The following is a 26527-nucleotide window of genomic DNA, read 5'->3' as shown; positions in this document are numbered from 1 at the left end:
AGTCTGAACCCCGACTTCGAGTTCGGTCACGAACGAATCACAGCCGCACCATGGAACCTCCCGGAACCGGGATGTATTCCCTCCTGCAGCGAGGCACCAGGGACCAGGCACGAGGCCAGGCACACCTCAGTCGAGGCTGCCGGTCTCCAACAGAACCCTGAACTGGTCCTCGTCGAGGACGGGCACGCCCAGCGACTCCGCCTTCTCCAACTTCGACCCGGCATTCTCACCGGCGACGACATAATCGGTCTTCTTCGAGACCGATCCCGCCGCCTTGCCGCCGGCACCGAGGATCGCCTCCTTGATGCCATCGCGGGTGAACGAACTCAGCGAACCGGTCGCCACGATCGTCAGCCCCTCAAGGGTCTGCGCGGCGGCCTCGACCTCGTCGTCTTCCATCCGCACCCCGGCGGCCGCCCAGGTCTCGACGATCTCGACGTGCCAGTCGATCTCGAACCAATCGCGGATGCTCTGGGCGATCGTCGGACCGATGCTCTCGACGGCCGACAGCTCCTCGAGGCTTGCCTCACGGATGGCCTCAAGGGTCCGGAACTTCGCGGCCAGGGTCCGTGCCGCGGTCGGTCCGACGTGGCGGATCGACAAGGCGACGAGCACCCGCCACAGATCCTGATCCTTCGCCTTCTCCAGCTCGTCGAAGAGCTTCTTCGTGTTCGCGCTCGGGGCGCTCGGCTTCTTCGCGGTTCCCCGGGTGTAGAAATACGGGACAAGCTCTCGCTCACCGGTCTCCACTCCCTTGGACTTCTTGTTCCGCCAGATCTTGACATCGCCCAGATCCTCCGGGGTGAGGTCGAAGAGGAAGGCCTCCGACGTCAGCGGGGGCGTGTCCGGTTCGGCCGGCGCCGTCAGCGCCAGTGCAGCCTCCTCGCCGAGAGCTTCGATGTCGAAGGCCGCGCGGGAGGCCAAGTAGAAGATGCGGTTGGCCAGCTGCGCCGGGCACGATCGAGAATTCGGGCACCGCAGGTCCTTGTCGCCCTCCTTCTGCTCACCGAGCTCGGTCCCGCAGGACGGGCAGTGGGTGGGCATGACGAATTCGTGCTCGGATCCGTCCCGCAGCGCCGCGACCGGGCCGAGCACCTCGGGGATGACGTCTCCGGCCTTGCGCAGGGTGACGGTGTCGCCGATGAGCACGCCCTTGCGTTTGACCTCGTACCCGTTGTGCAGGGTCGCCCGCTCGACGGTCGATCCGGCCACGGTGACCGGTTCCATCACGGCGAATGGGGTCACGCGCCCGGTCCGACCCACCTGCACCTGGATATCGATGAGCTTCGTCGTGACTTCCTCTGGCGGGTATTTGAAGGCCGTCGCCCACCTCGGTGCGCGAGACGTGTAGCCCATCGTCTCCTGCACGGCGATATCGTCGATCTTGATGACGATTCCGTCGATCTCGTGGGTGACATCATGACGGTGTTCGCCGTAATAGGAGATGAAGTCTTCGATCTCGTCGACGGTGTCGAGGACCTTGAAGTAGTCGCTGATCGGCAGACCCCACGACCGGAACTGCTCGTAGACCTCGGACTGGTGAGCAGGCTCCGGATGCGAATCATCGGCCGGTGTCCACACGGCGATTCCGTGGACGAGCATGTGCAGGGGCCGGCGTGCGGTGACGGCCGGGTCCTTCTGCCGCAGCGAACCGGCCGCGGAGTTCCGCGGGTTCGCGAACGGGGCCTTGCCCTCGGCGACGAGGGAGGCGTTGAGTTCGGCGAAGTCCTCGACGGGGAAGAACACCTCACCGCGGATCTCGACCTCGGCCGGCGGGTGCTCGGTGTCGAGACGGTGCGGGATATCGGAGATCGTGCGCACGTTCGCGGTGATGTCCTCACCGATGCGTCCGTCGCCGCGGGTCGCCGCCCGCACGAGTTCACCGTTCCGGTAGAGCAGATTGACGGCGAGGCCGTCGATCTTGAGCTCGCACAGGAACTTCGACTTCACCGAGGTGGCCGACCGCACCCGTTCGTACCAGGCACGCAGTTCGTCGTAGTCGAAGACGTTGTCGAGGCTGTACATCGGACCGATGTGTTCGACCGGGTCGAAGGTCGAGGTGTCGACGACGCCGCCGACGGTCTGCGTCGGCGAGGAGTCGGTGACGAGTTCGGGGAACTGCGCTTCAAGGTCTTCGAGGCGATGGACGAGTTCGTCGTATTCCGCATCGGAGACGAGCAGGGAGTCCTGATAGTAGGCGGCCCGCAGCTCCTCGATCCTCTCGGTCAGCTGAGCATGGGCCTGAGCGCGAGCGGTCGCGTCGGTGAGGTCGACGCCCTGCAGGTCGGGTGTGGTCGAATCCGAGGTCTGATGCTCGGGCGTCGACGAGTCGGCGTTCTCCGGTGTCGTGGTCATTCGATCTCCTCAAGAGCCCGCCGCAGACCGGCGGCGATGGTCATGGTTCCCCGATTGTGCTCGGGTCCGATCCCCGGCTGGTCTTCCAGCAGCGGCGGGTAGGTCAGCGGCAGTTCGGGTCCGGCAATGATCCCGAATTCGCGCAGACTCGCGACCCCCATGCCGATGCGCGACCACGGGGTGCGGATCCGTTCGCACCAGTGGTTGACCGCGTCCGATCGCGCACCGGCCGCTGCCGGCAGGTGGATCCAGGTGCCGAGCCCTGCCTCGGCGAGGATCGCCAGCTGCTCCCAGCTGTGTGGTCTCAGGCTAGCCAACGGCACTGACACGGATCGGGCGCCGGTGCGGCGGACCGCCTCGGCGGCGGGAATCTCCTTGCCCTGCAGGTTCAAAGAATCGAGGTCCGGCAGGGCGAGCACGGTGGGCGGGAGGTGGCGCAGCGTGGATTCGAGCGCCGCCCACACCTGGGTTTCGCTGATGGCGGGCAGGCTCGCCCACCCGGACACCGTCGGCCAGGTGCCGGTGAGGACCGGGTTCAGGCGGGATTCGACGAGGCGGACGGTCGGCTGCATACCCAGGCTCGCGATGCGGTCGGTGAAGGCGGCGATGCCGAAGGCGTAGGCCTGGACGACGTCGCGGCGTGCCCCATAATCGCCGAGCACACGAGCGCCGGAGCTCAGGCTCAACGCGGTCACGAGCGACCACGGTCCCGGCAGGCTGATCTGGACCTGCCCGGGCCGGGACCCACCGTATTCGGCGATCGCGTCGAAGGCTTCGATCAATGCCGAGTCCTCGAGCCGTTCGTCTTTGCCCGCCGAGGCGGTCAGGCGCCATCCGTAGGATGTGCGGTCGACGTGGAGTTCGGTGAGCAGGCCGACGGCGCGACCGATGGCGTCGGCGCCCCATCGGCCCTCGGATTGGTGAGCGGTCAGGGGCACCGGCGGAAGCTGGTCGGCGAGGATGTCGAAACCGGAGGCCGCAGCCTCCCGGACCGGACTTGTAGCGATATAGCCGCGGTGCGGATCGCGGGCTCCGGGCAGCCAGATTCCCGTGGTCGTGGCGGCGGGCAGAACGGACGTCGGGATATCGGGGGCGGCCGCCTCGGTGAGGGTGGAGTCCGGCCGGTCGCGGTCGGACCTTTCGCGGTCGGAAGATCGGGGTTCAGCCATGCTGGTGGGCGCGGGGGATTCCGAAGACGTCGACATAGAATCCGAACTCGCTTTCCAGGGAATCGATGATGGTTTCGGCGCGGACGAAGCCGTGGGATTCGCCCTTGTACAGACGGTAAATGTACTCCACTCCGGCCAGTTCGAGTGTATCGACGAATTCCTGGGCCTGTGAGGGTGGGACGATCGGGTCGCGGTCGCCTTGCATGACGGCCACGGGCACCGTGATATCGCTGGTCCGGCGGATCGGCGACCGAGTGATGTATTCGTCCTGGGCTGCGGGCCAGGGTCCGACGAGGCCGTCGATGTAGTGGGATTCGAAGTCGTGGGTGTCGACGACGAAGCGCATGAGGTCAGTCACCCCGAAATACGAGGTGCCGCAGGCGAACACGTTCGTCGAGGCCAGGGCGGAGAGCACCGTCCACCCGCCCGAGGAGGCTCCGGAGATGGCGATGCGATTCGGATCGGCGAGTTCGGCTGCGATGAGTCCGTTGACGGCGGCGACGGTGTCCTCGACGTCGACGACTCCCCACCCGCCGCGCAGCCGGTCACGCCAGGCGCGACCGAATCCGGTCGACCCGCCGTAGTTGACCTCGAGGACGCCGATGCCCTGGGAGGTGAAGAAGCTCGTGCGGGCCGTCATCTCCGGAGTCGCCTGTCCCGTCGGTCCGCCGTGGATCGAGACCACGAAGGGCGGGAGTTCGTCGACGGGAGCTGCGAAGCGCGGGTTGTGGGGCGGGTGGATGACAACGGGCACTCCCCCGAGCTCGCCGACCTGCGGGCGGGAGTAATAGCCCTGGTGGGTGTCGAGGCGTTCGCTTGCGATCTCGGTGAACAGTCCGGTCACCCGGTCGACGGCATAGAGGACTCCGGGGCGCCTCGTCGATTTCGCCGTCAGCAGCAGGTGTGTGCGTCCGAGGTCGAGGAGTTCGATCGTGCCGAAGGTCTCCCCCGTCGTGTCGATGGTCTCCCAGGTCGGGGAGGAAGGGCTCAGCGTTGTGTCGGAAAGGCTGAGCCGGCAGCGCACGAGCGTCGCGGTGGCCGCCTGAGAATGCGCCCACACCTCCTCCCCGTCGTTGAGGTGCCACCGCGTGCCCAGCTGCCAGAGGGCACCACCGATCTCCTCGCCGGTGTCGATGACCGGTCGCAGCCGGTCGAATCCGATTCTTTCGGGCGCCGGCGTCTGACGGTCGTCGGTGACCAGGGGACGCGAGCCGACGGGGTCGATGTCGAGCCCGAATAACGACCAGTGCCCGTGATGGTCGGAGATGACGTGGAGGGAGGAATCGGAGGTGAACTCCGGCTGGAGCAGGGAGATGCCCGGATCGGTCGGGCTCGGCATGCCCGGATCGGATCTGCGTGGCCGTTCGACGCCGTCGCCGCTGAGCACGGCGACCGCAGGTGTGGCCGGCGTGCGCACATCGACCAGCCACAGGGTGGTTCCGTCCCAGGGCATGTTCGGGTGCTCCCAGCCGATGAATGCCAAGCTGCTGCCATCGGGTGAGAGTCTGGGCCAGGCCATGAAATGAGAGTGGGTCGAGAGCACATTCGTCGTCCCGTGCTTGGTCAGCAGCACAATCGCCCGTTCACGACGGCTGGACCGGCAGTCCTCGCGCACGCACAGCAGTCCCCACGGACTCATGTGCAGATCTCCGTAGCGGATCCGCCCCGAGGTGTCCGGGGTCAGGGCATGCGGGGCTCGCCCGGGAATGATCTGCCAGACGCGCTGATCTGCGGCGTTGACGAAGTAGATGACCTCGCTGTTCTGGTCGAGAGCCCACGAGGCGCCCCCGTATTCGTGGACGGCGGAGCGGATGTTGAACCCGGTCGGAATGACCTGTTCACGCTCTCCCGGACGCGACAGTGAGGTGCGGACGAGCCCGGTGCGGGCTTTCTCGGCGGGGATCTTCGTCGAATAGAAGATCTCGTCTCCCCTGAAGGCGGCGTCGAAGATCGGAGCGGCACCGGCGGCCACCTCGGCGGCACCCAGAGGTGAGGACCAGGTTCCATAAGGTGCCGTGACGACATCTTGGGGACTTTCCTTCATGCCCCCAGAGTATCGCCAGTGACCGACATCGGTCCCGGGGCCGTCGCTTCAGTGAGGTGAAGCGGCTCAGGCGCCGGCGAATTCGGGTGCCGGGGTGATGCGGTCCTTGGCCGTGGAGTCGATGGTGGCCTGGCCGAGGACACGGGTGCCACGGTAGATGACCATGGTCTGGCCCGGGGCCACTCCGGACAGCTCCTCATCGACGTCGACGTGCATGAGCTGCCCGGCCGGACGTGCGGCAGGCACCTCGACCTCGTCGACGATGGGATTGACTTCGTGTTCGGGCGCCTCGGCGACGAATTCGCCGAGCCACGCACGGGCCGGCACCGGATCGGCGTGGGCACGGATCTGCACTTCGCAGTCGATCCCGGTCTCCGGAGTCGAACCCATGTCCGAGGGGGCCGCTCCGGCCCAGGAGGTGCGGATTCCGGTCAGATGCGAGACCGCGAGGTCGGCGCGCGACCCGACGGTGACGGTGTTCGTGGCCGGGTCGAGGCCGGTGACGAAGCGCGGCTTGCCGTCCGCGGCAGGCTTCTCGATGCCGAGTCCCTTGCGCTGACCGATCGTATACGTCATCGCTCCGTCGTGACGCCCAAGCACTTCGCCTTCGGAGTCCTTGATGAGTCCGGGTCGCATCGGGATCTTATCGGCCAGCCAGGCCTTCGTGTCCCCATCGGGGATGAAGCAGATGTCGTAGGAGTCGGGCTTGTTCGCTACGGAGAATCCGCGCTCGGCCGCCTCGGCGCGCACTTCGGCCTTCGACGCCGTCGCACCGATCGGGAAGTAGCAGTGCTCGAGCTGGTCGGAGGTGAGCACACCGAGGACGTAGGACTGGTCCTTGGCCAGATCCTCACCGCGGTGGAGTTCGGGCCGGCCCTCGTCGTCACGCAGCACCTCGGCGTAGTGGCCGGTGGCGATGGCGTCGAAGCCGAGCGCCAGGGCCCGGTCGAGGAGGGCGGCGAACTTGATGCGTTCATTGCAGCGCATGCACGGGTTCGGGGTGCGTCCGGCGGCGTATTCGGCGATGAAGTCATCGACGATGTCTTCCTTGAACCTCTCGGAGAAGTCCCAGACGTAGAAGGGGATGTCGAGCATTCCCGCCACCCGGTGGGCGTCGCGGGAGTCTTCGATCGTGCAGCAGCCGCGCGATCCGGTGCGCAGGGTCCCGGGCATCCGGGACAGGGCGAGGTGAACGCCGACGACTTCGTGTCCGGCGTCGACGGCACGGGCGGCTGCGACGGAGGAATCGACTCCGCCGGACATGGCGACGAGTACTCTCATGATGCTCCTTGCATCCATCGGGGTGTTGCCGAAACCATCCCGGCTCGGCGTGCCTGGTCGACGACCTCGGGAAGGGCCGTGAGCAGGGCATCGACATCGGATTCGGTCGTGTCGTGACCGAGCGTGAAGCGCTGGGTGGTGCGGGCGCTGTCCTCATCCATCCCGCAGGCCAGGAGCACATGGGAGGGACGGGAGACACCGGCAGAGCAGGCCGATCCCGTCGAGGTGGCCAATCCCCTGGCATCGAGACCGAACAGCAGCGAGTCCCCTTCGCAGCCCGGGAACGTGAAGTGGGCGTTGGCCGGCAGGCGGTCCGCTCCGCGCGGACCGGAGAGCACGGCACCGTCGATGCTCGATTCGATTCCCGCGATGAGGCGGTCCCGAAGCCCCGACAGTCGGGCCGACCGGGACTCGAGGTCGGCGGTGACGAGGTCGACGGCGGCGGCGAAAGCCACGGCACCGGCGACATCGAGGGTGCCCGAACGCACGCTGCGCTCCTGTCCCCCGCCGTGGAGGATGGGCGTCGGGCTCGCTGCGCGGTCGAGCAGGAGTGCGCCGATGCCGACGGGGCCGCCGATCTTGTGCGCGGTGATCGTCATGGCCGTCGCCTTGAGTGCCGCGAAGTCGAGCGGGATCTGTCCGAGCGCCTGCACGGCGTCGATGTGAAAGGGAATGCCGAGTTCGGCGGCGATCTCACCGATCTCGGCGATCGGCTGCAGAGTGCCGATCTCGTTGTTCGCGGCCATCACGCTGATGAGCGCGGTGCGTTCGGGTTCGCGGCGCAGTTCGGCGGTCGCCGCGTCCAGATCGAGACGCCCTGCCGAGTCGACGTCCAGGTAGACGGCTTCGGCGCCGAGGCGCTCCAGCCACTCCACGGTCTCGAGGATCGCAGGATGTTCGATCGTCGTCGTCAGCACCCGCGGGCGCGCAGGCTCCGTGAACGTTCCGTTGTTGCGGGCGAGGTAGAGGCCCTTGAGAGCGAAATTGTCCGCCTCGGTGCCTCCGGAGGTGAAGATCACCTCCGACGAGGTGGCCGCACCGACCGCGCGGGCGATTCCTTCGCGTGCTTCTTCGATGCGCATCCGTGCCGCCTGTCCGACCGCGTGCAGGGCCGAGGGGTTGGCCCGGCGGGCCAGCTCCTTCGTGTACACCTCGAGCACCTCGGCGGGCATCGGCGAGGTGGCTGCGTGATCGAGATAGATGGGCACCCTGCAATTTTAGGGCGTGAGCCAGGCTACGGCCAGGACCCGTGCGGCATCTCACCTGCGCAGCGGCACATCCGGACGAGTTGCCCCCCGGTGTGGCCGACTAAACTGGTCTCCGTGTTCACCGTTTTCACCATCGTCCTCTATGCCGCCACCGGCATCCTGACCCTGTGGTCGATCGTCGAGACCATCCGCAACCGTCCGGCCGGCAAGGCCCTGCTCGGCGGTGCCGCTCTGCTTCTGCTGCTGCTCATCGTGCAGCTGATCATCTCGATTGCGACCTTCGGCTCCACGCATGATGTCGACCCGCTGCTCTACTTCGGCTACATCATCACGGCGATTATGGTCATGGCGCTGGCCGGGTTCTGGGCGTTTGCGGAACTGAGCCGCTGGGGGCCGGGTGTGCTGGCCGCGGCAGGACTGACGGTGATCGTGATGATCGAGAGATTGGACCAGATTTGGCAGTGACCAGGCGCAATCGGTTCGGCGGGGACTCCGCCGACGATGCGAACTCAGCAGGCAGCGCGAATAAGGCAGGCAATGCGAAGTCAGCGGGCGACGCGGACTCCACGGCCGCCTCGGCGAGGGGAAAGACGGGTCGGTCGCCGTTCTCGGCGATGCATACCGGACCGGGACGGGCGCTGACGGCGGTGTACGGGGTCTTCGCGCTCTCGGCCACGGCCCGGGCGGGCTACCAGCTCATCCGCGAATTCGATGTCGCGCCGATCGCGTACTCGCTCTCGGCCTTCGCTGCGGTGATCTACATCCTCGCCACGGTCTGCCTGGTCATCGGCAACCGCGTCTCACACCGGATCGCCGTCGCCGCCTGCGCGATCGAGTTCCTCGGCGTCATCGTCGTCGGCATCCTCAGCCACACCCACCCCGAGGACTTCGCGAAGCCGTCGGTGTGGTCGAACTTCGGCAGCGGATACGGCTATATTCCGCTGCTCCTGCCGCTCATCGGCCTGTGGTGGCTGCTGCGAGTCGGCCGCCGCGCCAGCCGCGGCTGACAAATCGCGCGAACCGCGGCCCAGCGCGAGTCATTCCACCTTGGAGGACAGGACGTTCCAGTCGGTGGCGACGGCGGTGAGTTCGTCACCGGTCTTCATCAGCACATAGGGGTGCGCGGTGTCGACCTTGATGGTGTCGCCCTCTTTGTCGTTCGTCTTCACGGCTTCGACGGTGTCGCCGAGGTCGAGTGCGTAGTCCGACGGAGCCTTGATCGTCAGGGTGCACCGCACCTCGCCCATTCCGATCGCACCGTTCTCGGTGCTCAAGGTCATGTCCTCGAACTTGAGGTCCTCATAGGGCTTGCAGTCGACGTCGACCTTGTCGAAGCCGGAGTCCTTGTCCCGCAGGTCACCCAGGTAGTCGCGGAATCCCTTGAATCCGCCTTCCTTGAGCCCCTCGGGACCCCCGGACTTCGCCTTGCCGTCAACGAGGAACGACGAGACATCACCGGACGCGGTCGTCAGATCCTCGGAGAAGTCCTCCGGCCCCTTCTCCACGGCGCCGCTGTCATCGGCCATGAGGGTGGGCATCTGGTCGGTGGGGATATAGGACGCCGAACGCACGAGCGGATCGGTCGACGCCGATTCCCGCGTCACCAGCATCACCTGGGTCAGCTGCTTGTCCCCGTCCGTGGACTTCTTGTCCGCGGTGCCGAAGGCGTAGAACCACATCGGATATTCGGTGAAGTTCGGGCTGCCGGCGACGACCTCGGTGAAGTTCGGTGCGCGCAGCTTCTGCTTCGCCTTGTCCGCGATCTGAATCTGCGCGCGGGTGTGGTCGATGAGCGGTGCCGCCTGGATCTTGTCGAGGTCGGAGCCCTTGTCGCCGAGGGTCTTGTCCAGTGATTCCGTGTAGTTCGTCATGAACTTCCCGGCTTCACCCGGGCGCACCGCAGTGCGCTCGTACGGGGTGGTGTCCGGGCTGCTGGGTTTGGCGATCGGCATATTCGCACAGCCGCTGAGCACGAGTCCGGTGCCCAAGACGGAGGCCGTCACCGCGCGGAAGGACCGCCGGTTCCGCAGATCCCGTCGCCGAGGCGGCGCGTGGCCGGCCGTGTCCGGCTGCACTGTCGAGATCGGCTGGGTCGCCGGTCCCGGCTCGCCCTTGGCTGTGCGGTCGGCGGCCGTTCCCCGGCCGTCACGGCCGGAGCTGCTGCCGGCTCCGGGCCCGGTTCCGCTGTCGTTGCTGTCGGGTTCGCTGCCGTTCGGGGGTCCGACGTCCTTCTTCGGCGGGCGGATGCGCGAGGCCCACCAGCGCATGAAGAAGAACACCGAGAATCCGGCGAGGATGATCGTGCCGGCAATGCCGAGCAGGCTGAGTGCGAACACGCCCTTGACGCGCATCTGGAGACTCACCGTCGTGCCGTCGAGACTGTCATCGGAGTTCGCAGGAGCGATGACGAGCACCTGCGGTTCGGCATCGAGGTCGAAGGTCTTCGCGACCGTCTTTCCCGTGTCCGAGCTGATCCACCAGTCGCGGTCGGCGATATCGGCCTCAGGCTTCGCATCACCGGGAGTGAACCGGTGGGAGGCGGAGTTCGGGAACGACACATCACTGATCTGCTCCTGCGCCACCCCGTCGAGGTAGCTGTCGGCGTCGACCCCGCTGGCGGTGCCGACGAACAGCTCCGTGCCCTTCGAGTTCTTCGCCGTCACGGTCACGCTCGAACCCGAATAGGGCACGATCGCCTCGTCGAGGACGACAGCGTAAGCCCCCTCCTTGACCTTGAAGGCCGGCGTCTCGGTGATCTCGTCGGTCCCGACGACCGAGAGCGCAGAGATGACCAGTCCGGCGAGCGTGAGTGCCGCTACGCCGAAGAGGATGGCGGTGATGAGTCGGATTCGCTGGATCAGAACAGTGCCCTCATGAGTGCGGTCCGTGCCTTGGTCACGGCTGGGTCGTCGGCGCCGAGGACTTCGAAGAGATCGAGGACCCGCAGGCGCAGGGATTCCTTCTCATCGCCGGCGGTGGTGCGGATGAGAGAGATGAGTCGGTTGAAGGCGCTGCCGGCATTGCCGCTGACCACTTCGGCGTCGGCTGCGGCCTTCGCCGCCTCGACGTCTTTGGGGTCCGCATCGGCGGCGGCGATGAGATCGGCCGGTTCCTGGTCGATGAGGCGGCGGCCGAGGCCTGCCCGGGCGAGGCCGAACTTCGCCTCCTCATCGGCGGGAGAGTTCGCCAGCGCGGCCTTGAACAGGTTCTCGGCAGTGTCGAAGTCGCCCTTGGCGAGTGCCTCTTCGGCCTCCGGATGGGCAGGGCCGGCCGGTTCGGGCTCGGCTCCCCCGACGGCCGCATGCCCGGTCACACCGTTCTCACCGGCGAGCTTGAGCAGCTCGTCGAAGTACGCCTGGACCTGAGGTTCGGGCAGAGCGCTCTGGAACAGCGGCACGGGCTGACCCTTGATGAGGGCGACGACCGTCGGGATCGACTGAACGCCGAAGGCCTGCTGCAGACGCGGGTTCGCATCGACGTCGACCTTGGCCAGCACCAGACGTCCCCCATACGCGGTGACGACGCGTTCGAGGATCGGCGAGAGCTGTTTGCAGGGTTCGCACCATTCGGCCCACAGGTCGATGACGACGGGCACGCGGTCGGAGATCGCCACCAGGTTGGTGAACGTCGATTCGTCGACGTCGAAGACCAGTCCCGGAACGGCGACCGCATTCGGATCCCCACCTGCCGGGCCGCCGGCAGCACCGTCAGCACCGGCTCCCGCACCGGCGGCGTGACCGGTCTGACCGGCCTGACCGGCCTGACCGGCCTGTTCGGCGGGCATGTTCTTGCTGCGCACCGCCGACAGGTCGAGTCCCTGATTGGGCTGCGTGCTCTCCTGCGAGGGATCCATTGACACGTGGTCTCCTTTGTGACGCGGTCGGTGGGCTCGGCGCAAACCGTGACGCACCTGGTCCTTGCTTATCCAACAGAACGTATCAACACCGGTGCGCCCTCGGCTATTTCCTCAGCCGTCAGGGAAGGAACACCACGGTGCCGACCCTTCCGCCTCAGCCTGCTTCGGCTCCGGCGAGAGTCTCGAGACCGCCGATGAGCTTGACCTTGCCGTCCTTGGGGACGAGGAAGGTGAGCACCTGGGTGGTCTTCGTCGTCACCGGCTCCTTGGTCGTCGCGGAACCGACGAGTTCCTTCTGCGGCGACGACAGCGACAGGGTGCCGGTGCGACCCTCTTTCGACTCGGGGCTGATCGTCGATTCGGCGTCGATGACTCCGGTGACGATGGCGGCGTCCCCGGCGGTGCCCTGGGCGACGAGCTGCTTGCCCGGAGTGTACTTGTACTTCACCTCGGCCTTGCCTTCTTCGGCACTGGCCTTCTGGTCTTTCTGGTTCTTCCAGATGGACTTCGAGAAGTCATCGGACTCGAACTTCTTCGCCTCCTTCGAGTCCGCCCCGCTGCCGAGGGCCTTAGCGTAGTCGGCGACGGCTTTCTCCGGAGTGGTGACGAAGTCCTTGGATCCGGGTTCGAGCATCTTCGCCCCCTGACGCGAGTCGGGCAGCTCGGGCAGCTTCGTGCCGGCCGTCAGCTGGGTCTGCGACCACAGCTTGTAGTTGCTGCGCGGATCCTCCTGGGTCAGCACGAGCAGCTGCGAATTCCCACCGGCGGAGGTGATCAGGCTGGTCACGCGCGGCCAGGCATCGGTGGCCGAGGTGTAGTTGGCGACGATCTCTTCGCTGGCCACCTCCGGCGCCATCTTCTGGTCTTCGACGTCGTCTTTCACCTTGTACAGGTCTTCACGCTGCTTGAGCGCAGGACCGGCGGCACGTTCGGCCAGTGCCTTCTTATCGGTCTTCTTGTCCGCGGCCTTGACGTCGGCGGCCACGGAGTCGAGGATCCGCTTGGCCTGGTCATCGGTGACTCCCGCGGCCGCGGAGCTCGGAGCCTCGGAGGGTTCGGGCTTCGGCAGCTCTTCGGGCCCGCAGGCGCTCAGGGCGAGCACGGGGACGACAGCGAAGGCGGTGCCGTATTCGGCGAGCTTGCGGCGGCGCTCCTGGCGCGCCTTGCGGCGGTTCGCTTCCTTCTTCGAATTGTTCGCACCGAGGAAGAGGAGGACGACGCCGACGACGAAGAGGACACCGCCGATGATCATCAGCGGGAGCGCCCAGGGAGTCTCGGCGTGGTTGGGCCAGGTGAGGGTCACGGATTTGACGGCTCCGGCTTCGCCGTCGCCGGCAATGAGGAATCCGGTGCGGTTGGCCTCGTCGTTCCATTCCAGCTCCACCGAATCGGTGCCGGTGACTTCCGACTGCCACAGATCGGCCCCGGCGGGATTGGGAACCTTGCCCTCACCATCGGTCGCCTTGGTCGTGAGCTTGCCGCCTTCGGCGAGTCCGGTGACGCGGTCATAGGCGGACTGTCCCGCCCAGGCTTCGACGTTCTCGATCGGAGCTTGGGCGATCGTGAGGTCACCGCTGCCCTTGACCGTGAGTGTGGTCGGGGTTTCGTAGAGGTTGAGCATTCCGGGGTCGACGATGACTGCCGGTTTGTCGGCGTCGATCTGTGCGATGGCAGTGATCGTATCCTCCGGCGCCCACAGGGTCTTCTGCAGGATGCCGAGGCCACCGACGACGACACCCACCACCATGAGAATCACAGCGAATGTGTAACGCACGTGCGAACCTTCCCTCAGCCGAGCAAAAATGGCACCCCAGTTCGGGGACTCTTCAAGTTTAAGTCACATCCCGGACATCGCCTTTGTGCGCACGCTCAGTGTGTGTCGACGTTCACACGCCCACGCCGCCCGGCGGCGCCGATTCCACCCTGGAATGTCCCGTTCCCTGCTGTCTGCCCTAAGCTGGGCGAGTGAGCAACAACAGAATTGTGTGGATCGACTGCGAAATGACCGGCCTCGACGAGGTGCGGGACGAACTCATCGAGGTGGCTGCGATCGTCACCGACTTCGAGCTCAACCCCCTCGACGACGGAATCGACATCGTCATCAAGCCCTCGGCGGAGGCACGGGCGAGCATGAACGAATTCGTCACGAACATGCACACCACCTCGGGCCTGATCACCGAACTCGACGCGGGCACCACCGTCGCCGAGGCGCAGACCCGAGTCCTCGAATACGTGAAGAAGCATGTCCCCGAGGCCGGCAAGGCACCGCTGGGAGGGAACTCGGTCGGCACCGACAAGGTGTTCCTCACCAAACAGATGCCCGAACTCGTCGAGCACCTGCACTACCGGATCATCGATGTCTCCTCGATCAAGGAACTGTCCAAGCAGTGGTTCCCACGCGCCTACTTCCAGGCACCGGCCAAGCACGGTGGCCACCGTGCACTCGGAGACATCATCGACTCGATCATCGAGCTCCAGTACTACCGGAAGGCCGTGTTCTCCGCCGAGGGGCCGAGTTCCGATGAGGCGAAATCGATTGCCGCCGAGGTGGCCGAGGCCTACCCGAAGGCGACCGACGAGGACTGACCGCCGCCTTCCGAGGCGATCGTGAGCACAGCCCGGTTCCGCAGCTGCGGAACCGGGCTGTTCATTCTCTGAGACCAGCCGGATCTGAACCCGAGCGTTCGATATGATGGTTTCATCATGCCATTGAATCAGCTTCAGCGACCCCTGTACGAAGTCAAGGCGAACCTCTTCAAGGGCCTCGCCCACCCCTTCCGCATCCGCATCCTCGAGCTCCTCTCCGGCAACGACGAGGTCAGCGTGGCCGATCTGCAGGCCGAGACCGCGCTCGAGGCCTCGCACCTCTCGCAGCATCTCGCAGTGCTGCGGCGCCACCGTCTCGTCGAATCCGAACGTCGGGCCAGCCATGTCTACTACCGCCTCGCCGACCGGCGCACCGCAGAGCTGCTCGCGGTGGCCAGGAGCCTGCTGCTGACGATGCTCGAAGACGATGAGCAGCGACTCGCCGAAGCCCGTTCGCTGCCGAAGATCCCGGGCGCTGATACGGCATGAGCCCGACATCTCCGCTGCGCCGCACCCGGTCTCTGCTGCCGTCGGTCGCCGACTACCGTGAGACCCGCCGCTCCTGGCCGAAGGACCTCCTCGCCGGCGCCACTGTCGGCATCGTCGCCCTGCCCCTGGCTCTGGGCTTCGGAGTCAGCTCCGGGCTCACTGCCGAACAGGGACTCATCACCGCAATCGTCGCAGGCTTCCTCGCCGCGGTCTTCGGCGGATCCCACCTGCAGATCTCCGGTCCCACCGGTGCCATGGCCGTCGTCCTCGTGCCGATCGTCGCCAGCCACGGCGCCGAGGCCGTCATCGCCGTCACCCTCATCGCCGGACTCATCGTCGTCGTGGCCGGACTGCTGCGGCTCGGCCGGACGGTGTCCTTCATCCCCTGGCCGGTGATCGAAGGCTTCACCGTCGGCATCGCTGCGATCATCTTCCTCCAACAGGTGCCGTTCGTGACGACCCCCGATGATCTGGTTCCGGGCGAGGTGAGCACGAATGCCTTCGCCGCCGCCGTGCAGCTCGTTTCGTCGGCGGACTGGTCGTATCTGTCCTACTCCCTGGGTGCGGTCTCGATCGTCGCCGTCTGCATGCTGCTGGCTCCGAAGTTCCATGAGTCGATCCCCGGATCATTGGTCGGCATCATCGTCGTCACCGTGCTCGCCGGAATCGTGCCCAATCCCCTGGCCACGATCGAAGAGATCCCCCAGTCGCTGCCGACCCCCAGCCTGCCGGTCGTCGACCCGGCCTCCCTGCCGTCACTGCTGCCGGCGGCGGGCACGATCGCCGCGCTCGCGGCCATTGAGTCGCTGCTGTCGGCCAGGGTCGCCTCGTCGATGTCCGACGCCGGCGCCTACCAGCCTGACCGTGAGCTCGTCGGCCAGGGCGTCGCCTCGATCGGATCGTCGCTGTTCGGCGGCATCCCTGCCACCGGTGCCATCGCCCGCACCTCCGTGAACATCCGTGCCGGCGGTCGCACGCGCCTGGCCTCGATCGTCCACGCGGCCGTGCTGCTGCTCATCGTGCTGGTGGCTGCGGGACCGGTGAGTCGGATTCCGCTGGCGGCCCTCGGCGGAGTCCTCTTCGTCACGGCGGTCCGGATGGTCGATCTCAAGACGATGCGGTCGATTCTGCGATCGACGAAGTCCGATGCCTTCGGGTTCGTCATCACTGCGCTCATCACCATCTCATTCGACCTCATCGTCGCCGTGGGCATCGGCGTCGTCGTTGCCGCGGTCTTCGCTCTGCGGAAGCTGTCGTCGATCACCTCGGTGCGCATCGAACGACTCTCGGAATCAGAGTCCGAGTATCCGGGTGATGAGAGGATCGCCATCGTCCATTTCCACGGACCGCTGTTCTTCGCCTCCGCCGATCGCATCTCGGATGAGGTCCTGGGGCTGCGGGGAGTCGAGGTCGTCGTGCTGCGGATGTCCCAGCTCGAACTCGTCGACGCCACCGGAGCCCACATCCTCACCGATATGGTCACAGCCTTCGAACGCCGCGGGATCACGGTGCTCATCAAGGGCGTCAGAGACAGCCAGGCCGGACTGTTCGAACAGGTCGGGGTGCTCGCCGCACTGCGTCACCACAAGCACCTCTTCGATGAGCTTCCGGCTGCCCTCGCCCATGCCCGCTCGCATGTGGAGCGGGCGCGGCAGAGCTGATCGTGTCTCAGCCGGCCTTCTTCTCGGGACGGGCGAAGATGTTCGACGGGAAGGCACCTGACTTCGCAATGACGCGCAGCAGGTCACGGCTCGGCGAAAGCAGAGATTCGATCGTCTGATCGTCAAGCACCGACCACGCGGCTGCAACGGTGCCGTCGGTGAGGGCTTCGACCTGCTCCTTCAGGTCACGTCCCGCCTCGGTGATGGTGGGGAGGTCGTGCCCGCGTTCATCCTTGTCCACGGTGATCAGCCCCGCCTCGGCGAGCCTGGACTGCGCGGTCTGCCATTCCTCATCCGTGTAGCCGCGGGTCTTCTGTGCCGCTCGCGGACGGAACCCGGCACCGGTCGCGACGTCGAGCATGAGGGCGTCGATTCCGGGCACACCGGCGGTGACGAGGGAGGCGACATGGCCGTCGCCGCGGAACTCGCGGGCCACGGTCGCCACGTCCCACATCTTCTCGAATGCGGTAGCCGCCTGGTGGCCGCCGATGACGTCGGCGGTGGCTGCGGCCAGGGTGCGGCCGGAGAAGTCCATGGCGGCGAGCACGGGTGCCAGCGTCTCCGTCACCTGGGTGGCCGCCTCGGTGAGCAGGGCGATGTCATCACGGTCACCGAAGAGTTCGGCCATGTACGCGCCCACTGCGTCGAAGCGGGCCTGGACCATCTGCTCCGGGCTCACCGTCTCCCACAGGCGCGGCAGCATTCCGGCGACGAAATTCGGGGAATAGTTGTAGTACGCGGCGGACACGACTCCGGGATTCACCCGTCCCAACGGAGCCGAACGGGCGGCCATATTGCCTTCGACACCGGGTTCGAGTCCGTACTTGGCGTACTCGGCGCCGACCGTCTGCGAGAAGTAGATCGACGAGTGGAAGGAGTTGATGCGGGCCGAGACCGTTCTGATGTTCTGTGTGCGCTGGGAATCCATATCGTCATCCTATGGGCGGTCTCCTCCCAGGTAAATGGGTCTGCGCGTGCGTCGCTGCCCGCACCGACCGGCGCAGGTCAATAGCGCAGTCTCATAGGTCCTAAATCGCTTTCCCCTCCCCCGAGGCGGCCGGACTCCCGCGTCGATCCTCGCACCGGCGCGCCCGTCCGGTCGCGCACATTTGCCGCGTCAGGACCCGGTGCTACGGTCTGAGCATGGAGTGACACGGACCGTTTGCGACCACGGCATCGTCCCGGTCGGAAGCCGATCCCGCCAACCGCATCAGCACAGCGTCCGGCTTGGAGGTCAGATGAGGATCGCACTGTTCGCCACCTGCATCGTCGACGCGATGTATCCCGAGGTTGCGCAGGCAACCGTGAGAATTCTGCGCCGACTCGGCCATGAGGTGATCTTCCCCGAAGGCCAGTCGTGCTGTGGGCAGATGCACATCAACTCCGGCAAGTTCGCGCAGGCCGAACCGGTCATCGCCAATCACGTCCGCGCCTTCACGAGCACCGAATGGGATGTCGCCGTCGCCCCGTCCGCTTCCTGCGTGGCCTCGCTCGGCCACCAGCAGCCGATGGTCGCCACCCGGGTGGGCAATGATGCCCTGGCTTCCGAGGCCGCCGAGGTGGCCGGCCGCACCTATGAGCTCACCCAGTTCCTCACCGACGTCCAAGGCGTCACGGATGCCGCGGCCGATCTCGGTTCCTATTTCCCGCACCGTGTGACGTATCACCCGTCGTGCCACGGAATGCGGCTGCTGCGCCTCGGCGATCGACAGTCCTCCCTCGTCCGGTCCGTCGAGGGCATCGACTTCGTCGAACTGCCTCTGGCCGATTCCTGCTGCGGGTTCGGCGGCACTTTCTCCGTGAAGAACCCGGAGGTGTCCTCGGCGATGCTCGCCGACAAGGTGCGCACGATCCAGGCGACCGAAGCCGATGTCTGCACCGGCGGCGATGCCTCCTGTCTGCTGCACATCGGCGGGGGAATGTCGCGGTTCGAACGCACCGGAAGTTTCGACGGCGCCCCGGACGTCACCGCCGTCCACGTCAAGGAGACGAGTTCGACCGATGCGCGGGGGCACACGACCGAGACGCTGACGACGGTCGTCGGTGCCGACGATGACGACCACCTCACCCCAGGCCATCGGGGCACCTCTCCGGCCGAGCCGAGCCGCACCCAGTCCGGGTTCCGCGTCGGTCAGGCCGCGGTCCATCTGGCCCGGATCCTCGCGTCGACGAAGGAGGACCCGCTGCGGGTGCCGAACGAAGGAGCAGAAGTGAGCGGAGGGAGCCTGCGATGACCTTTCTGGGAATGCCGCTGCTGCCGTCGAAGCGACGCAGCGATCTGCCCGGCGGGCGGGGCAACATCATCGAAGCCGAGGCCTTTCCAGACGTCTCGCACGAACATCTGAGCAACCAGCAGCTGCGCAACAACATCGGCCACGCCACCTCGACGATTCGGTCCAAGCGCGCCGAGGTCGTCTCCGAGCTCGACGACTGGGAAGCCCTGCGCGACGCCGGTGAGACCACGAAGAACGAAGTGATGGCGAACCTGCCGGAATACCTCGCGCAGTTCGAAGAGGCATTCACCGCTGCCGGCGGCATCATCCACTGGGCCCGCGACGCCGATGAGGCCAATGCCATCGTCACCGGACTCGTCGAGGACAATGCGCCGATGCTCGAGACCGGTCGTCGCGAGGTCATCAAGGTCAAGTCGATGGCCACCCAGGAGATCGGACTCAACGAGCACCTCGAGGCCGAAGGCATCGATGCGTTCGAGACGGATCTGGCCGAGCTCATCGTCCAGCTCGGCGAGGACAAACCCAGCCACATCCTCGTTCCCGCCATCCACCGCAACAGGGATGAGATCCGTGAGATCTTCATGGACAAGATGCCCGACGCCGGGGAGCTGACGAACGAACCGGCCGTCCTCGCCGAGGCGGCCCGCCGACACCTGCGCCACAAATTCCTCACCACGAAGGTCGCGATCTCCGGAGCGAACTTCGGCATCGCGGAGACCGGCACCCTCGGAGTGGTCGAGTCCGAAGGCAACGGGCGCATGTGCCTGACCCTGCCGGAGACGCTCATCACCGTCATGGGCATCGAGAAGCTGCTGCCCCGCTTCGCCGATCTCGAGGTGTTCCTGCAGCTGCTGCCACGCTCGTCCACGGGTGAGCGGATGAACCCGTACACCTCGTTCTGGACGGGGAAGTCCGAGGGGGATGGTCCGCAGAACGTCCATCTCGTTCTCCTCGACAACGGACGCACCCGGGCCCTGGCCGATGAGCACGGGCGTACGGCGCTCAACTGCATCCGCTGCTCGGCATGCATGAACGTCTGCCCGGTCTACGAACGCACCGGCGGCCACGCCTACGGCTCGACCTATCCGGGGCCGATCGGAGCGATCCTATCCCCGCTGCTCACAGGAGTCGAAGAGCAGGGCAACGGTTCGCTGCCGTACGCCTCGAGCCTGTGCGGCGCCTGCTACGACGTGTGCCCCGTGAAGATCAACATCCCGGAGATCCTCGTCCATCTGCGGGGAGAAGATGTCAAAGCCAACCACTCCCCTGTGTCCTCCCAACTCGACGCCGCCCTCACCGGCGCGTCATGGATGATGGGAGACGGGAAGCGGATGGCCGCGGCGGAGAAGGGACTGCCTCTGGCGCACAAGGTCACCGGCGGTGAGCAGATCAACGCTCTGCCCGGAATCGCCGGCGCCTGGACATCGAGCCGGGACATCCCGGCCCTGCCCGAGAAGAGCTTCCGACAGCTGTGGGCCGAAGAGGAAGCGAACGACCGCGACGAGGAGGGACAGCGATGACCGATACCGCCCGCGAGGAGATCCTCGCCCGCATCAGCGAATCACTCGGTCGCCGCGGCGGCGGGGAATACGTGTCGTCGTCTCCGCGGACGGCGGTACCGGGCAACGGCGGCACGGCACATGCCGAATCCGGTGGGGTCGCCTCGGCGAACACTGCCGCCACGGCCGCCGACGCCGGATACCACCATGAGGGCACACACACGGGTGAGGCCCTCGTCGAGCTGCTCATCGACCGCCTCGTCGACTACAAAGCCAACGTCCACCGCGCCGACGGCGACCCGAGCACGACGATCGCCGAACTCATCGGCGACCATTCCTCGGTCGTCGTCCCCCGCGGCCTCGACTCGTCCTGGCTGGCGGGGTATTCCGGTGGGGTGCGGGTCGATGCTCCGGGTGAGGAACTCAGCGTCGACGAACTCGACGCTCAGGGGGCGGTGGTGACCGCCTCGGCGGTGGCGATCGCGCAGACGGGCACCATCGTCCTCGACGGATCGGACGAGTGCGGACGGAGGGCGATCACGCTCGTGCCCGACCATCACGTGTGCATCGTCCGGACGGACGACATCGTCGACATCGTCTCCGAGGGAATCTCCCGGCTCGACGCGCACGCACCGCTGACGTTCATCTCCGGGCCCTCGGCCACGAGCGACATCGAGCTCAGCCGGGTCGAAGGAGTCCACGGACCGCGCACCCTCGACGTCATCATCCTCAGCAGTTGAGCTCAGCGAGGACCTTCGACTCGGCCGAGCCGGCGAGCGCACTCGGACCGGCGAATGCGAACGGACCGGCGAGTGCGGAACAATGGAGCCCATGACCACGGCGCAGACCCTTCAGTACCCGCGGCCGGATGACCGACCTCGACGTCGCAGTCGGCGGACGACGTTCATCGTCTCCGCGGTCGTCATCGTCCTCACCCTCATCATCGGCAGTGTCGCGGCCGACCGCATCGTCGACTACACCACGGAGCAGCGCATCGCCGACGGACTTGCCGACTACGGTGAAGCCGAGGTCTCCGTCGAAGGCTTCCCCATCCTCACGCAGCTGGCTTCCAGAGAACTGAACACGGTGCATGTCACCGCCGATGAGGCCACCTATGAGGGTGTCGACTTCACCGATGTCGATGCGAAGCTCTATGACGTTCCCACCGGCGGGTCGAAGCCGATCGGCACCGTCGACGGCACTGCGGTGCTCCCCCACTCGACCCTGGACGAGCTCGCCGCCGAACATGCGAACCTGCCCGAGGGGATGTCGTTCACGACCGTCGACGGCGAACTCTTCCTCAAGGGGTCCATGCTCGGTCAGGATCTGCTTGTGGGCATCGACCCGAAGGCCGACGGCAGGCGGGCCGTCGTCGACGCGACGACGATCAAGCTGGGTTCGGCGGAGTTCTCCCTCGATCGCCTGACTGGCTTCCTCACCTCGGAGATCTCCGATATCGTCATCGATCTCGACTTCCTGCCCGCCGGACTCGAACTCACCGACATCACCGCCACCGACTCGGGACTGCAAGTCCGCCTCCACGGTTCCGGCGTCAGCCTGCAGTAGACGAACCCAACAGAACCTGCGTGAAGATTCGGGGTCGCGGAAGCTCCGGCACTGACTGATGAGAGGACTCAATGATGAGCATGATCACTCCCGCACGCGAACGCGTCGCCTCCGAACTCACCGAGCTGTCGACATTGACTGACTCCGATCGTCCCGGTTGGACGAGGCGCGCCCTGAGCGAATTCGACGTTTCGGGTCGAGAATTCGCCCGCATACTCATGCGACAGTCCGGGATGGACACCCGCATCGACGGCGCCGGCAATGCCATCGGAGTGCTGCCCGGCCGCCTCGGTGGTCGTCAGATCATGCTCGGATCGCATACCGACACCGTCGACGGAGGCGGACGTTTCGATGGGATCATCGGAGTGCTCGGCGCAATCGAGGTAGTGCGGCTCATCCGGGAGCACGACATCCGCGTCGATCACGATCTTGTGGTCGTGGTGTTCTTCAACGAGGAGCCCAATGACTTCGGCCTCTTCTGCGTCGGCTCCCGCGCGATGACCGGTCAGGTCGACCGTCAGACCCTAGCCATGACGGATCCCACCGGACGTTCTCTGGCAGACGCACTGCCTGATTCCCGTATCGACCCCGACGACTTCCTCTCCGCCGCCTACGATTTCAATCCGGTCACGGCCTTCCTCGAACTCCACATCGAACAGGGCCCAGAGCTCGAACGGGCGGGGCGACAGATCGGCGTCGTCGAGACAATCACTGGTATCAACCACTTCCGGGCCCTCTTCACCGGCCGCCAGGACCATGCGGGTACGACTCCGATGGACGTACGGGCCGATGCCGGCTGCGCGGCGGCTGGAACGGTGCTCGCCGTAGAATCGATCGCCGAGTCCGGATTGAATACTCGAGGCACCAGCGGACAGATCAGCTTCACTCCCGAGGCAGTCAACGTCGTTTCGCAGATCGCAAGCTTCGAAGGAGAGTTCCGAGGCCCCGAAGGCTCCTGGCTCAACGAAGCTCAGCGCCGCCTCACTGCGGCGGCGGGGAACGAGGCCGAGAAGCGCGGAGTCGAGGTCGAAATCGAATGGACCACCGATGATGCGCCGGTCCCCCTGCATGAGCCGATCACTTCCACAATCACTGAAGTGGCCGACGATTTCGGTCTCACGCGCGCAACCATGTTCTCGGGTGCCGGTCATGATGCTGGAATCATCGCTGCAAAGACCCAGGTGGGAATGATCTTCGTTCCGTCTGTCGACGGCCGCAGCCATTGTCCCGAAGAGTTCACCGACTTTGCCGACATCATGCCCGGCATCTCTGTCCTTCTCGAAACCATTCTGCGCATCGACCGCCGCAGTCGCGGCTGACCGCGGGGGCGGGTAATGTTCCGGTCGTGACGACTCCCATTCCCGCCGAAACCGCCGACGATGCCCGCCGCTACCGCCCCGATCCGACCGTCCTCACCGCACTGACCTCACCGAGGCTGCTCACCCGTGAGGTCCTGGCCGGACTCGTCGTGGGGCTCGCCCTCATCCCCGAGGCGATCGCGTTCTCGATCATCGCCGGAGTCGATCCGAAGGTCGGGCTGTTCTCCGCATTCATCATGGCCACCTCGATCGCGTTCCTCGGCGGGCCCCCGGCCATGATCTCCGCGGCGACGGGAGCCGTCGCGCTCGTCATCGCCCCCGTCGCCCGCGAGCACGGGATGGACATGTTCATCGCCACCGTCATGCTCGCCGGTGTGTTCCAGATCCTGCTGGCCGTGGCCGGAGTCGCGAAGCTCATCCGGTTCATCCCCCGCAGCGTGATGGTCGGGTTCGTCAACGCCCTGTCGATCCTCGTCTTCGCAGCACAGGTCCCCCACGTCATCGGAGTGCCGTGGATGGTCTACCCGCTGCTGGCCATCGCCATCGTCGTGCTCGTGTTCATGCCGAAGCTGACGAAGATCGTACCGGCACCGCTGATCACGATCGTGATCATCACCGGCATCGTCGTCGTGTTCGCCATCGATGTCCCTACTGTCAGCGACCAGGGCGAGCTGCCGCGCAGCCTGCCCGAACTCTTCATCCCGCATGTGCCGCTGACCTGGCAGACCTTCACGACGATCGCCCCTTACTCGCTGGCCATGGCACTGGTCGGGCTGATGGAGTCGCTCATGACGGCCAAGCTCGTCGACGAGATCACCGACACGCACTCGAACAAGACCCGTGAGTCCTGGGGTCAGGGAGCCGCGAACATGATCTCCGGCCTCTTCGGCGGGATGGGCGGCTGCGCGATGATCGGGCAGACGATGATCAACGTCCGCGCTTCGGGGGCGAGGACTCGGATCTCGACATTCATGGCCGGAGCGTTCCTGCTCATCCTCGTCGTCGTGCTCGGCGATATCGTCGGCATGATCCCGATGGTCGCACTCGCTGCCATCATGATGATGGTCTGCGTCGACACCTTCGACTGGCATTCGATCCGCCCGTCGACGCTGCGGATGCTGCCGAAGTCCGAGACCTTCGTCATGATCGCCACCGTCGCCGTCGTCGTCGCCACGGGCAACCTCGCCATCGGCGTCGTCGTCGGAGTGTTCGTGGCCAGCGTGCTCTTCGTTCGGCGGGTCGCCCACTTCGTCACCGTCGAACGCACGGTCGAGACGACCTCCGCCGAGGCGGTCGCCCGCTATGTGGTCCGCGGCGAGCTCTTCTTCGCCTCCTCGAATGACCTGACCACTCAGTTCCGATACACACATGATCCCGATCAGGTCGTCATCGATATGACGGAATCGCATGTCTGGGATGCGTCGACAGTGGCCGCCCTCGATGCGATCGTGACGAAGTACGAGGCGCTGGGCACGAGCGTGGAGATCACCGGAATGAATGCGTATACCAAGACTCTGCATACGCGACTCTCCGGCGGGCTGGGATAACTGCCCGGTGAAGTCGGGCAGGCGCGCGATCCGCTGAGGTAGACTGGCCGCAATGTCACAGTCAGCCCCGGATGCCGCTTTCCGCCCGAAAGTGTGGGTTCTTCCGCACTCGGGCACCAACGGCTACATCACTTCGTGGGGCGAAATGCAGTCGGGCACACAGCCGTTCGGACGCGGAGATCTTCCGCCCCGACCCCTGGTGTGATCTTCCGACAGAGTTCATCGTCCGAGCCGACGACGTCCGCTCGATTCACGTACGTACGCTCAGCGTCGACGAACTGAGCACTGTCTGCACATCCACTCTTCGGGTCGAGCCTTCTTCTCTGCCGACCACGAACAGGATCACTGTGACCACCACTTCTGCAACCGCTTCGCCATCCGCCTCACCGAACCCTCTGGGACAGCGCTTGTTCCAGGCACTCCGCAGCGACACCGTCGGCGGCGCTCTGCTCCTCGTCGCCGCAGCTGCCGCTCTGATCTGGGCGAACTCACCGGCGTCGGCTGGATACTTCGCACTCCGCGATATCGAGTTCGGTTACGAACCGTGGCATCTGCGGCTGAGCATCGGGCAATGGGCCGCCGACGGACTGCTCGCAATCTTCTTCTTCCTCGTCGGCATCGAGCTCAAGGCGGAATTCACCCGCGGTGACCTGCGTCGGCTCCGCACCGCCGTCGTCCCGATCACTGCGGCGACCGGCGGTGTCCTCGTCCCCGCCCTCATCTGTGCGGCGTTTCTGCTCACCCGCCCGGAGCTCCTGCGCGGCTGGGCGATCCCCACCGCGACAGACATCGCCTTCGCCGTCGCCGTCCTTGCGATCGTCGGCTCCCATCTGCCGAAAGCGCTGCGCCTCTTCCTGCTGACCCTGGCCGCAGTCGACGATCTGCTGGCGATCGCGATCATCGCGATCTTCTATACCGAGTCCATCGCGGTTCTCCCCCTTGTCGCGGCGCTCGGAATCGTCATCGTCTACGGGCTCATCGCGAGCCGTTTCCGTCGCTTCTTCGTCGACCGTACCTGGGCCTCGTGGGTCATCCTCCTGCCCCTCGGACTCACCGCCTGGGCGTTCATGCACGCCTCCGGCGTCCACGCGACCATCGCCGGAGTGCTGCTGGGCTTCACGATCCCCGCCGTCGTCGGTCGTGGTTCGAACCGCGCGATCGGCACCGACCACGGTGCCTCCAGCGACCTCGATCCGGATGCCGACAGTAGGTCCGGAATCGACCTCGCCGAGGCGCTCGAACACCGCCTTCGACCGCTGTCGGCCGGTTTCGCCGTCCCGGTCTTCGCATTCTTCGCCGCCGGCGTCGATATCGGCGGAACCCACGGTCTGGCCTCGGCGTTCTCTCACCCGTTGACCTACGGGATCGTGACGGCACTGGTCGTGGGCAAGCCGGTCGGCATCCTCGTCTCCACCTGGTTGGTCACCCGGTTCACCGGTGGGTTGAATCCCAGTCTGCGTTGGGCCGATCTCACCGGCATCGGGCTGCTTGCCGGCATCGGCTTCACCGTCTCGCTCCTCGTCGCCGAGCTCAGCTTCACCGCCGGTTCGGTCGAACACGATGTGGCGAAGGTCGCCGTTCTCAGTGCCTCTCTGTTCTCGGCGGCACTCGCCGCGCTCATCCTCACCGTCCGAAATGCCCAGCACCGTCGCCGGTCTCAGGCGCACCATCGACGGTCGCAGGTGTGAACGAGCTCGGTGACCAGCGAATCCG

General features: G+C 66.0%; 21 protein-coding genes. 12 read left to right on the top strand and 9 right to left on the bottom strand.

Annotated features, from left to right (window positions below; genetic code table 11):
• Nucleotides 1-126: 126 nt before the first annotated feature.
• The 5 genes from ligA to KTJ89_RS11535 form a co-directional block, all read right to left on the bottom strand.
• Nucleotides 127-2355 (bottom strand): NAD-dependent DNA ligase LigA, encoded by a 2229-nt coding sequence (gene ligA, locus KTJ89_RS11555; protein WP_259357841.1) that lies wholly within the window; start codon nt 2353-2355, stop codon nt 127-129.
• A complete protein-coding gene (locus tag KTJ89_RS11550) occupies nt 2352-3524 on the bottom strand; it encodes a uroporphyrinogen decarboxylase/cobalamine-independent methonine synthase family protein (RefSeq protein ID WP_259357840.1) in 1173 nt (390 codons plus the stop codon). The genes ligA and KTJ89_RS11550 overlap by 4 nt, the downstream gene beginning before the upstream one ends.
• Nucleotides 3517-5568: a S9 family peptidase gene (locus tag KTJ89_RS11545; protein ID WP_259357839.1), complete on the bottom strand. Its 2052-nt coding sequence runs from the start codon at nt 5566-5568 to the stop codon at nt 3517-3519. The genes KTJ89_RS11550 and KTJ89_RS11545 overlap by 8 nt, the downstream gene beginning before the upstream one ends.
• A gap of 66 nt (nt 5569-5634) precedes the next feature.
• Nucleotides 5635-6849 (bottom strand): tRNA 2-thiouridine(34) synthase MnmA, encoded by a 1215-nt coding sequence (gene mnmA / locus KTJ89_RS11540; RefSeq protein ID WP_139468898.1) that lies wholly within the window; start codon nt 6847-6849, stop codon nt 5635-5637.
• A complete protein-coding gene (locus tag KTJ89_RS11535; RefSeq protein WP_181271631.1) occupies nt 6846-8057 on the bottom strand; it encodes a cysteine desulfurase family protein in 1212 nt (403 codons plus the stop codon). The genes mnmA and KTJ89_RS11535 overlap by 4 nt, the downstream gene beginning before the upstream one ends.
• Before the next feature lie 114 nt (nt 8058-8171).
• On the opposite strand from KTJ89_RS11535, the gene KTJ89_RS11530 reads away from it, so the two are divergent.
• Together KTJ89_RS11530 and KTJ89_RS11525 are read left to right on the top strand one after the other, a co-directional pair.
• Nucleotides 8172-8522 (top strand): hypothetical protein, encoded by a 351-nt coding sequence (locus tag KTJ89_RS11530; protein ID WP_139468900.1) that lies wholly within the window; start codon nt 8172-8174, stop codon nt 8520-8522.
• A gap of 149 nt (nt 8523-8671) precedes the next feature.
• On the top strand, nt 8672-9064 hold the full coding sequence (locus KTJ89_RS11525; RefSeq protein ID WP_181271683.1) for a hypothetical protein: 393 nt from the start codon (nt 8672-8674) through the stop codon (nt 9062-9064).
• Between the two features lie 30 nt (nt 9065-9094).
• Here KTJ89_RS11525 and KTJ89_RS11520 read toward each other — a convergent pair whose 3' ends face one another.
• The 3 genes from KTJ89_RS11520 to KTJ89_RS11510 form a co-directional block, all read right to left on the bottom strand.
• Nucleotides 9095-10726 carry a hypothetical protein gene (locus KTJ89_RS11520; protein ID WP_259357838.1) on the bottom strand — a complete coding sequence of 544 codons (1632 nt, stop codon included), beginning with the start codon at nt 10724-10726 and terminating at the stop codon, nt 9095-9097.
• A gap of 188 nt (nt 10727-10914) precedes the next feature.
• Nucleotides 10915-11910, bottom strand: a complete 996-nt coding sequence (locus KTJ89_RS11515; protein ID WP_259357931.1) for a tetratricopeptide repeat protein — start codon at nt 11908-11910, stop codon at nt 10915-10917.
• 157 nt (nt 11911-12067) lie between these two features.
• Nucleotides 12068-13687: a DUF8094 domain-containing protein gene (locus KTJ89_RS11510; RefSeq protein WP_259357837.1), complete on the bottom strand. Its 1620-nt coding sequence runs from the start codon at nt 13685-13687 to the stop codon at nt 12068-12070.
• Between the two features lie 227 nt (nt 13688-13914).
• Between KTJ89_RS11510 and orn the strand changes: the two genes are divergently transcribed.
• The 3 genes from orn to KTJ89_RS11495 all read left to right on the top strand — a co-directional run bounded on the left by orn (nt 13915) and on the right by KTJ89_RS11495 (nt 16649).
• Nucleotides 13915-14499 (top strand): oligoribonuclease, encoded by a 585-nt coding sequence (orn, locus tag KTJ89_RS11505; protein ID WP_374990278.1) that lies wholly within the window; start codon nt 13915-13917, stop codon nt 14497-14499.
• A gap of 117 nt (nt 14500-14616) precedes the next feature.
• Nucleotides 14617-14988, top strand: coding sequence for an ArsR/SmtB family transcription factor (locus KTJ89_RS11500; RefSeq protein WP_062862026.1), 372 nt, complete (start codon nt 14617-14619; stop codon nt 14986-14988).
• Nucleotides 14985-16649: a SulP family inorganic anion transporter gene (locus KTJ89_RS11495; RefSeq protein WP_259357835.1), complete on the top strand. Its 1665-nt coding sequence runs from the start codon at nt 14985-14987 to the stop codon at nt 16647-16649. The genes KTJ89_RS11500 and KTJ89_RS11495 overlap by 4 nt, the downstream gene beginning before the upstream one ends.
• 7 nt (nt 16650-16656) lie before the next feature.
• On the opposite strand, the gene KTJ89_RS11490 is transcribed toward KTJ89_RS11495, so the two are convergent.
• Complete coding sequence (locus KTJ89_RS11490; protein ID WP_139908507.1) at nt 16657-17577, bottom strand: SCO6745 family protein; 921 nt, start codon at nt 17575-17577, stop codon at nt 16657-16659.
• 310 nt (nt 17578-17887) lie between these two features.
• On the opposite strand from KTJ89_RS11490, the gene KTJ89_RS11485 reads away from it, so the two are divergent.
• The 7 genes from KTJ89_RS11485 (at nt 17888) to nhaA (ending at nt 26502) form a co-directional block, all read left to right on the top strand.
• Nucleotides 17888-18883: a (Fe-S)-binding protein gene (locus KTJ89_RS11485; protein WP_374990273.1), complete on the top strand. Its 996-nt coding sequence runs from the start codon at nt 17888-17890 to the stop codon at nt 18881-18883.
• On the top strand, nt 18880-20403 hold the full coding sequence (locus KTJ89_RS11480) for a lactate utilization protein B (protein WP_259357834.1): 1524 nt from the start codon (nt 18880-18882) through the stop codon (nt 20401-20403). Before KTJ89_RS11485 ends, KTJ89_RS11480 begins: the two co-directional genes overlap by 4 nt.
• Nucleotides 20400-21122 (top strand): LutC/YkgG family protein, encoded by a 723-nt coding sequence (locus KTJ89_RS11475; protein WP_259357833.1) that lies wholly within the window; start codon nt 20400-20402, stop codon nt 21120-21122. The genes KTJ89_RS11480 and KTJ89_RS11475 overlap by 4 nt, the downstream gene beginning before the upstream one ends.
• Before the next feature lie 91 nt (nt 21123-21213).
• Nucleotides 21214-21948, top strand: coding sequence for an LmeA family phospholipid-binding protein (locus KTJ89_RS11470; protein WP_259357832.1), 735 nt, complete (start codon nt 21214-21216; stop codon nt 21946-21948).
• Between the two features lie 80 nt (nt 21949-22028).
• Nucleotides 22029-23267: a M20 family metallo-hydrolase gene (locus KTJ89_RS11465; protein ID WP_259357831.1), complete on the top strand. Its 1239-nt coding sequence runs from the start codon at nt 22029-22031 to the stop codon at nt 23265-23267.
• Between the two features lie 26 nt (nt 23268-23293).
• On the top strand, nt 23294-24814 hold the full coding sequence (locus KTJ89_RS11460) for a SulP family inorganic anion transporter (protein ID WP_259357830.1): 1521 nt from the start codon (nt 23294-23296) through the stop codon (nt 24812-24814).
• 347 nt (nt 24815-25161) lie between these two features.
• Nucleotides 25162-26502, top strand: a complete 1341-nt coding sequence (gene nhaA / locus KTJ89_RS11455; protein ID WP_374990272.1) for a Na+/H+ antiporter NhaA — start codon at nt 25162-25164, stop codon at nt 26500-26502.
• Nucleotides 26503-26527 lie beyond the last annotated feature (25 nt).

The organism is Brevibacterium sediminis (genome assembly GCF_024895295.1).
In the GTDB taxonomy this organism is placed as follows: Bacteria; Actinomycetota; Actinomycetes; order Actinomycetales; family Brevibacteriaceae; genus Brevibacterium; species Brevibacterium sediminis.
This window is presented reverse-complemented; position numbering and strand designations above follow the sequence as displayed.

What these genes read in the sequence shown, in the direction of transcription:
- KTJ89_RS11550 (WP_259357840.1), bottom strand. Translation starts at nt 3,524, where the DNA reads ATGGCTGAACCCCGATCTTCCGACCGCGAAAGGTCCGACCGCGACCGG.
- KTJ89_RS11490 (WP_139908507.1), bottom strand. Translation starts at nt 17,577, where the DNA reads ATGGATTCCCAGCGCACACAGAACATCAGAACGGTCTCGGCCCGCATC.
- KTJ89_RS11480 (WP_259357834.1), top strand. Translation starts at nt 18,880, where the DNA reads ATGACCTTTCTGGGAATGCCGCTGCTGCCGTCGAAGCGACGCAGCGAT.
- ligA (WP_259357841.1), bottom strand. Translation starts at nt 2,355, where the DNA reads ATGACCACGACACCGGAGAACGCCGACTCGTCGACGCCCGAGCATCAG.
- KTJ89_RS11470 (WP_259357832.1), top strand. Translation starts at nt 21,214, where the DNA reads ATGACCACGGCGCAGACCCTTCAGTACCCGCGGCCGGATGACCGACCT.
- KTJ89_RS11525 (WP_181271683.1), top strand. Translation starts at nt 8,672, where the DNA reads ATGCATACCGGACCGGGACGGGCGCTGACGGCGGTGTACGGGGTCTTC.
- KTJ89_RS11495 (WP_259357835.1), top strand. Translation starts at nt 14,985, where the DNA reads ATGAGCCCGACATCTCCGCTGCGCCGCACCCGGTCTCTGCTGCCGTCG.
- KTJ89_RS11465 (WP_259357831.1), top strand. Translation starts at nt 22,029, where the DNA reads ATGATCACTCCCGCACGCGAACGCGTCGCCTCCGAACTCACCGAGCTG.
- KTJ89_RS11515 (WP_259357931.1), bottom strand. Translation starts at nt 11,910, where the DNA reads ATGGATCCCTCGCAGGAGAGCACGCAGCCCAATCAGGGACTCGACCTG.
- KTJ89_RS11500 (WP_062862026.1), top strand. Translation starts at nt 14,617, where the DNA reads ATGCCATTGAATCAGCTTCAGCGACCCCTGTACGAAGTCAAGGCGAAC.
- mnmA (WP_139468898.1), bottom strand. Translation starts at nt 6,849, where the DNA reads ATGAGAGTACTCGTCGCCATGTCCGGCGGAGTCGATTCCTCCGTCGCA.
- KTJ89_RS11475 (WP_259357833.1), top strand. Translation starts at nt 20,400, where the DNA reads ATGACCGATACCGCCCGCGAGGAGATCCTCGCCCGCATCAGCGAATCA.
- KTJ89_RS11545 (WP_259357839.1), bottom strand. Translation starts at nt 5,568, where the DNA reads ATGAAGGAAAGTCCCCAAGATGTCGTCACGGCACCTTATGGAACCTGG.
- KTJ89_RS11485 (WP_374990273.1), top strand. Translation starts at nt 17,888, where the DNA reads ATGAGGATCGCACTGTTCGCCACCTGCATCGTCGACGCGATGTATCCC.
- orn (WP_374990278.1), top strand. Translation starts at nt 13,915, where the DNA reads ATGACCGGCCTCGACGAGGTGCGGGACGAACTCATCGAGGTGGCTGCG.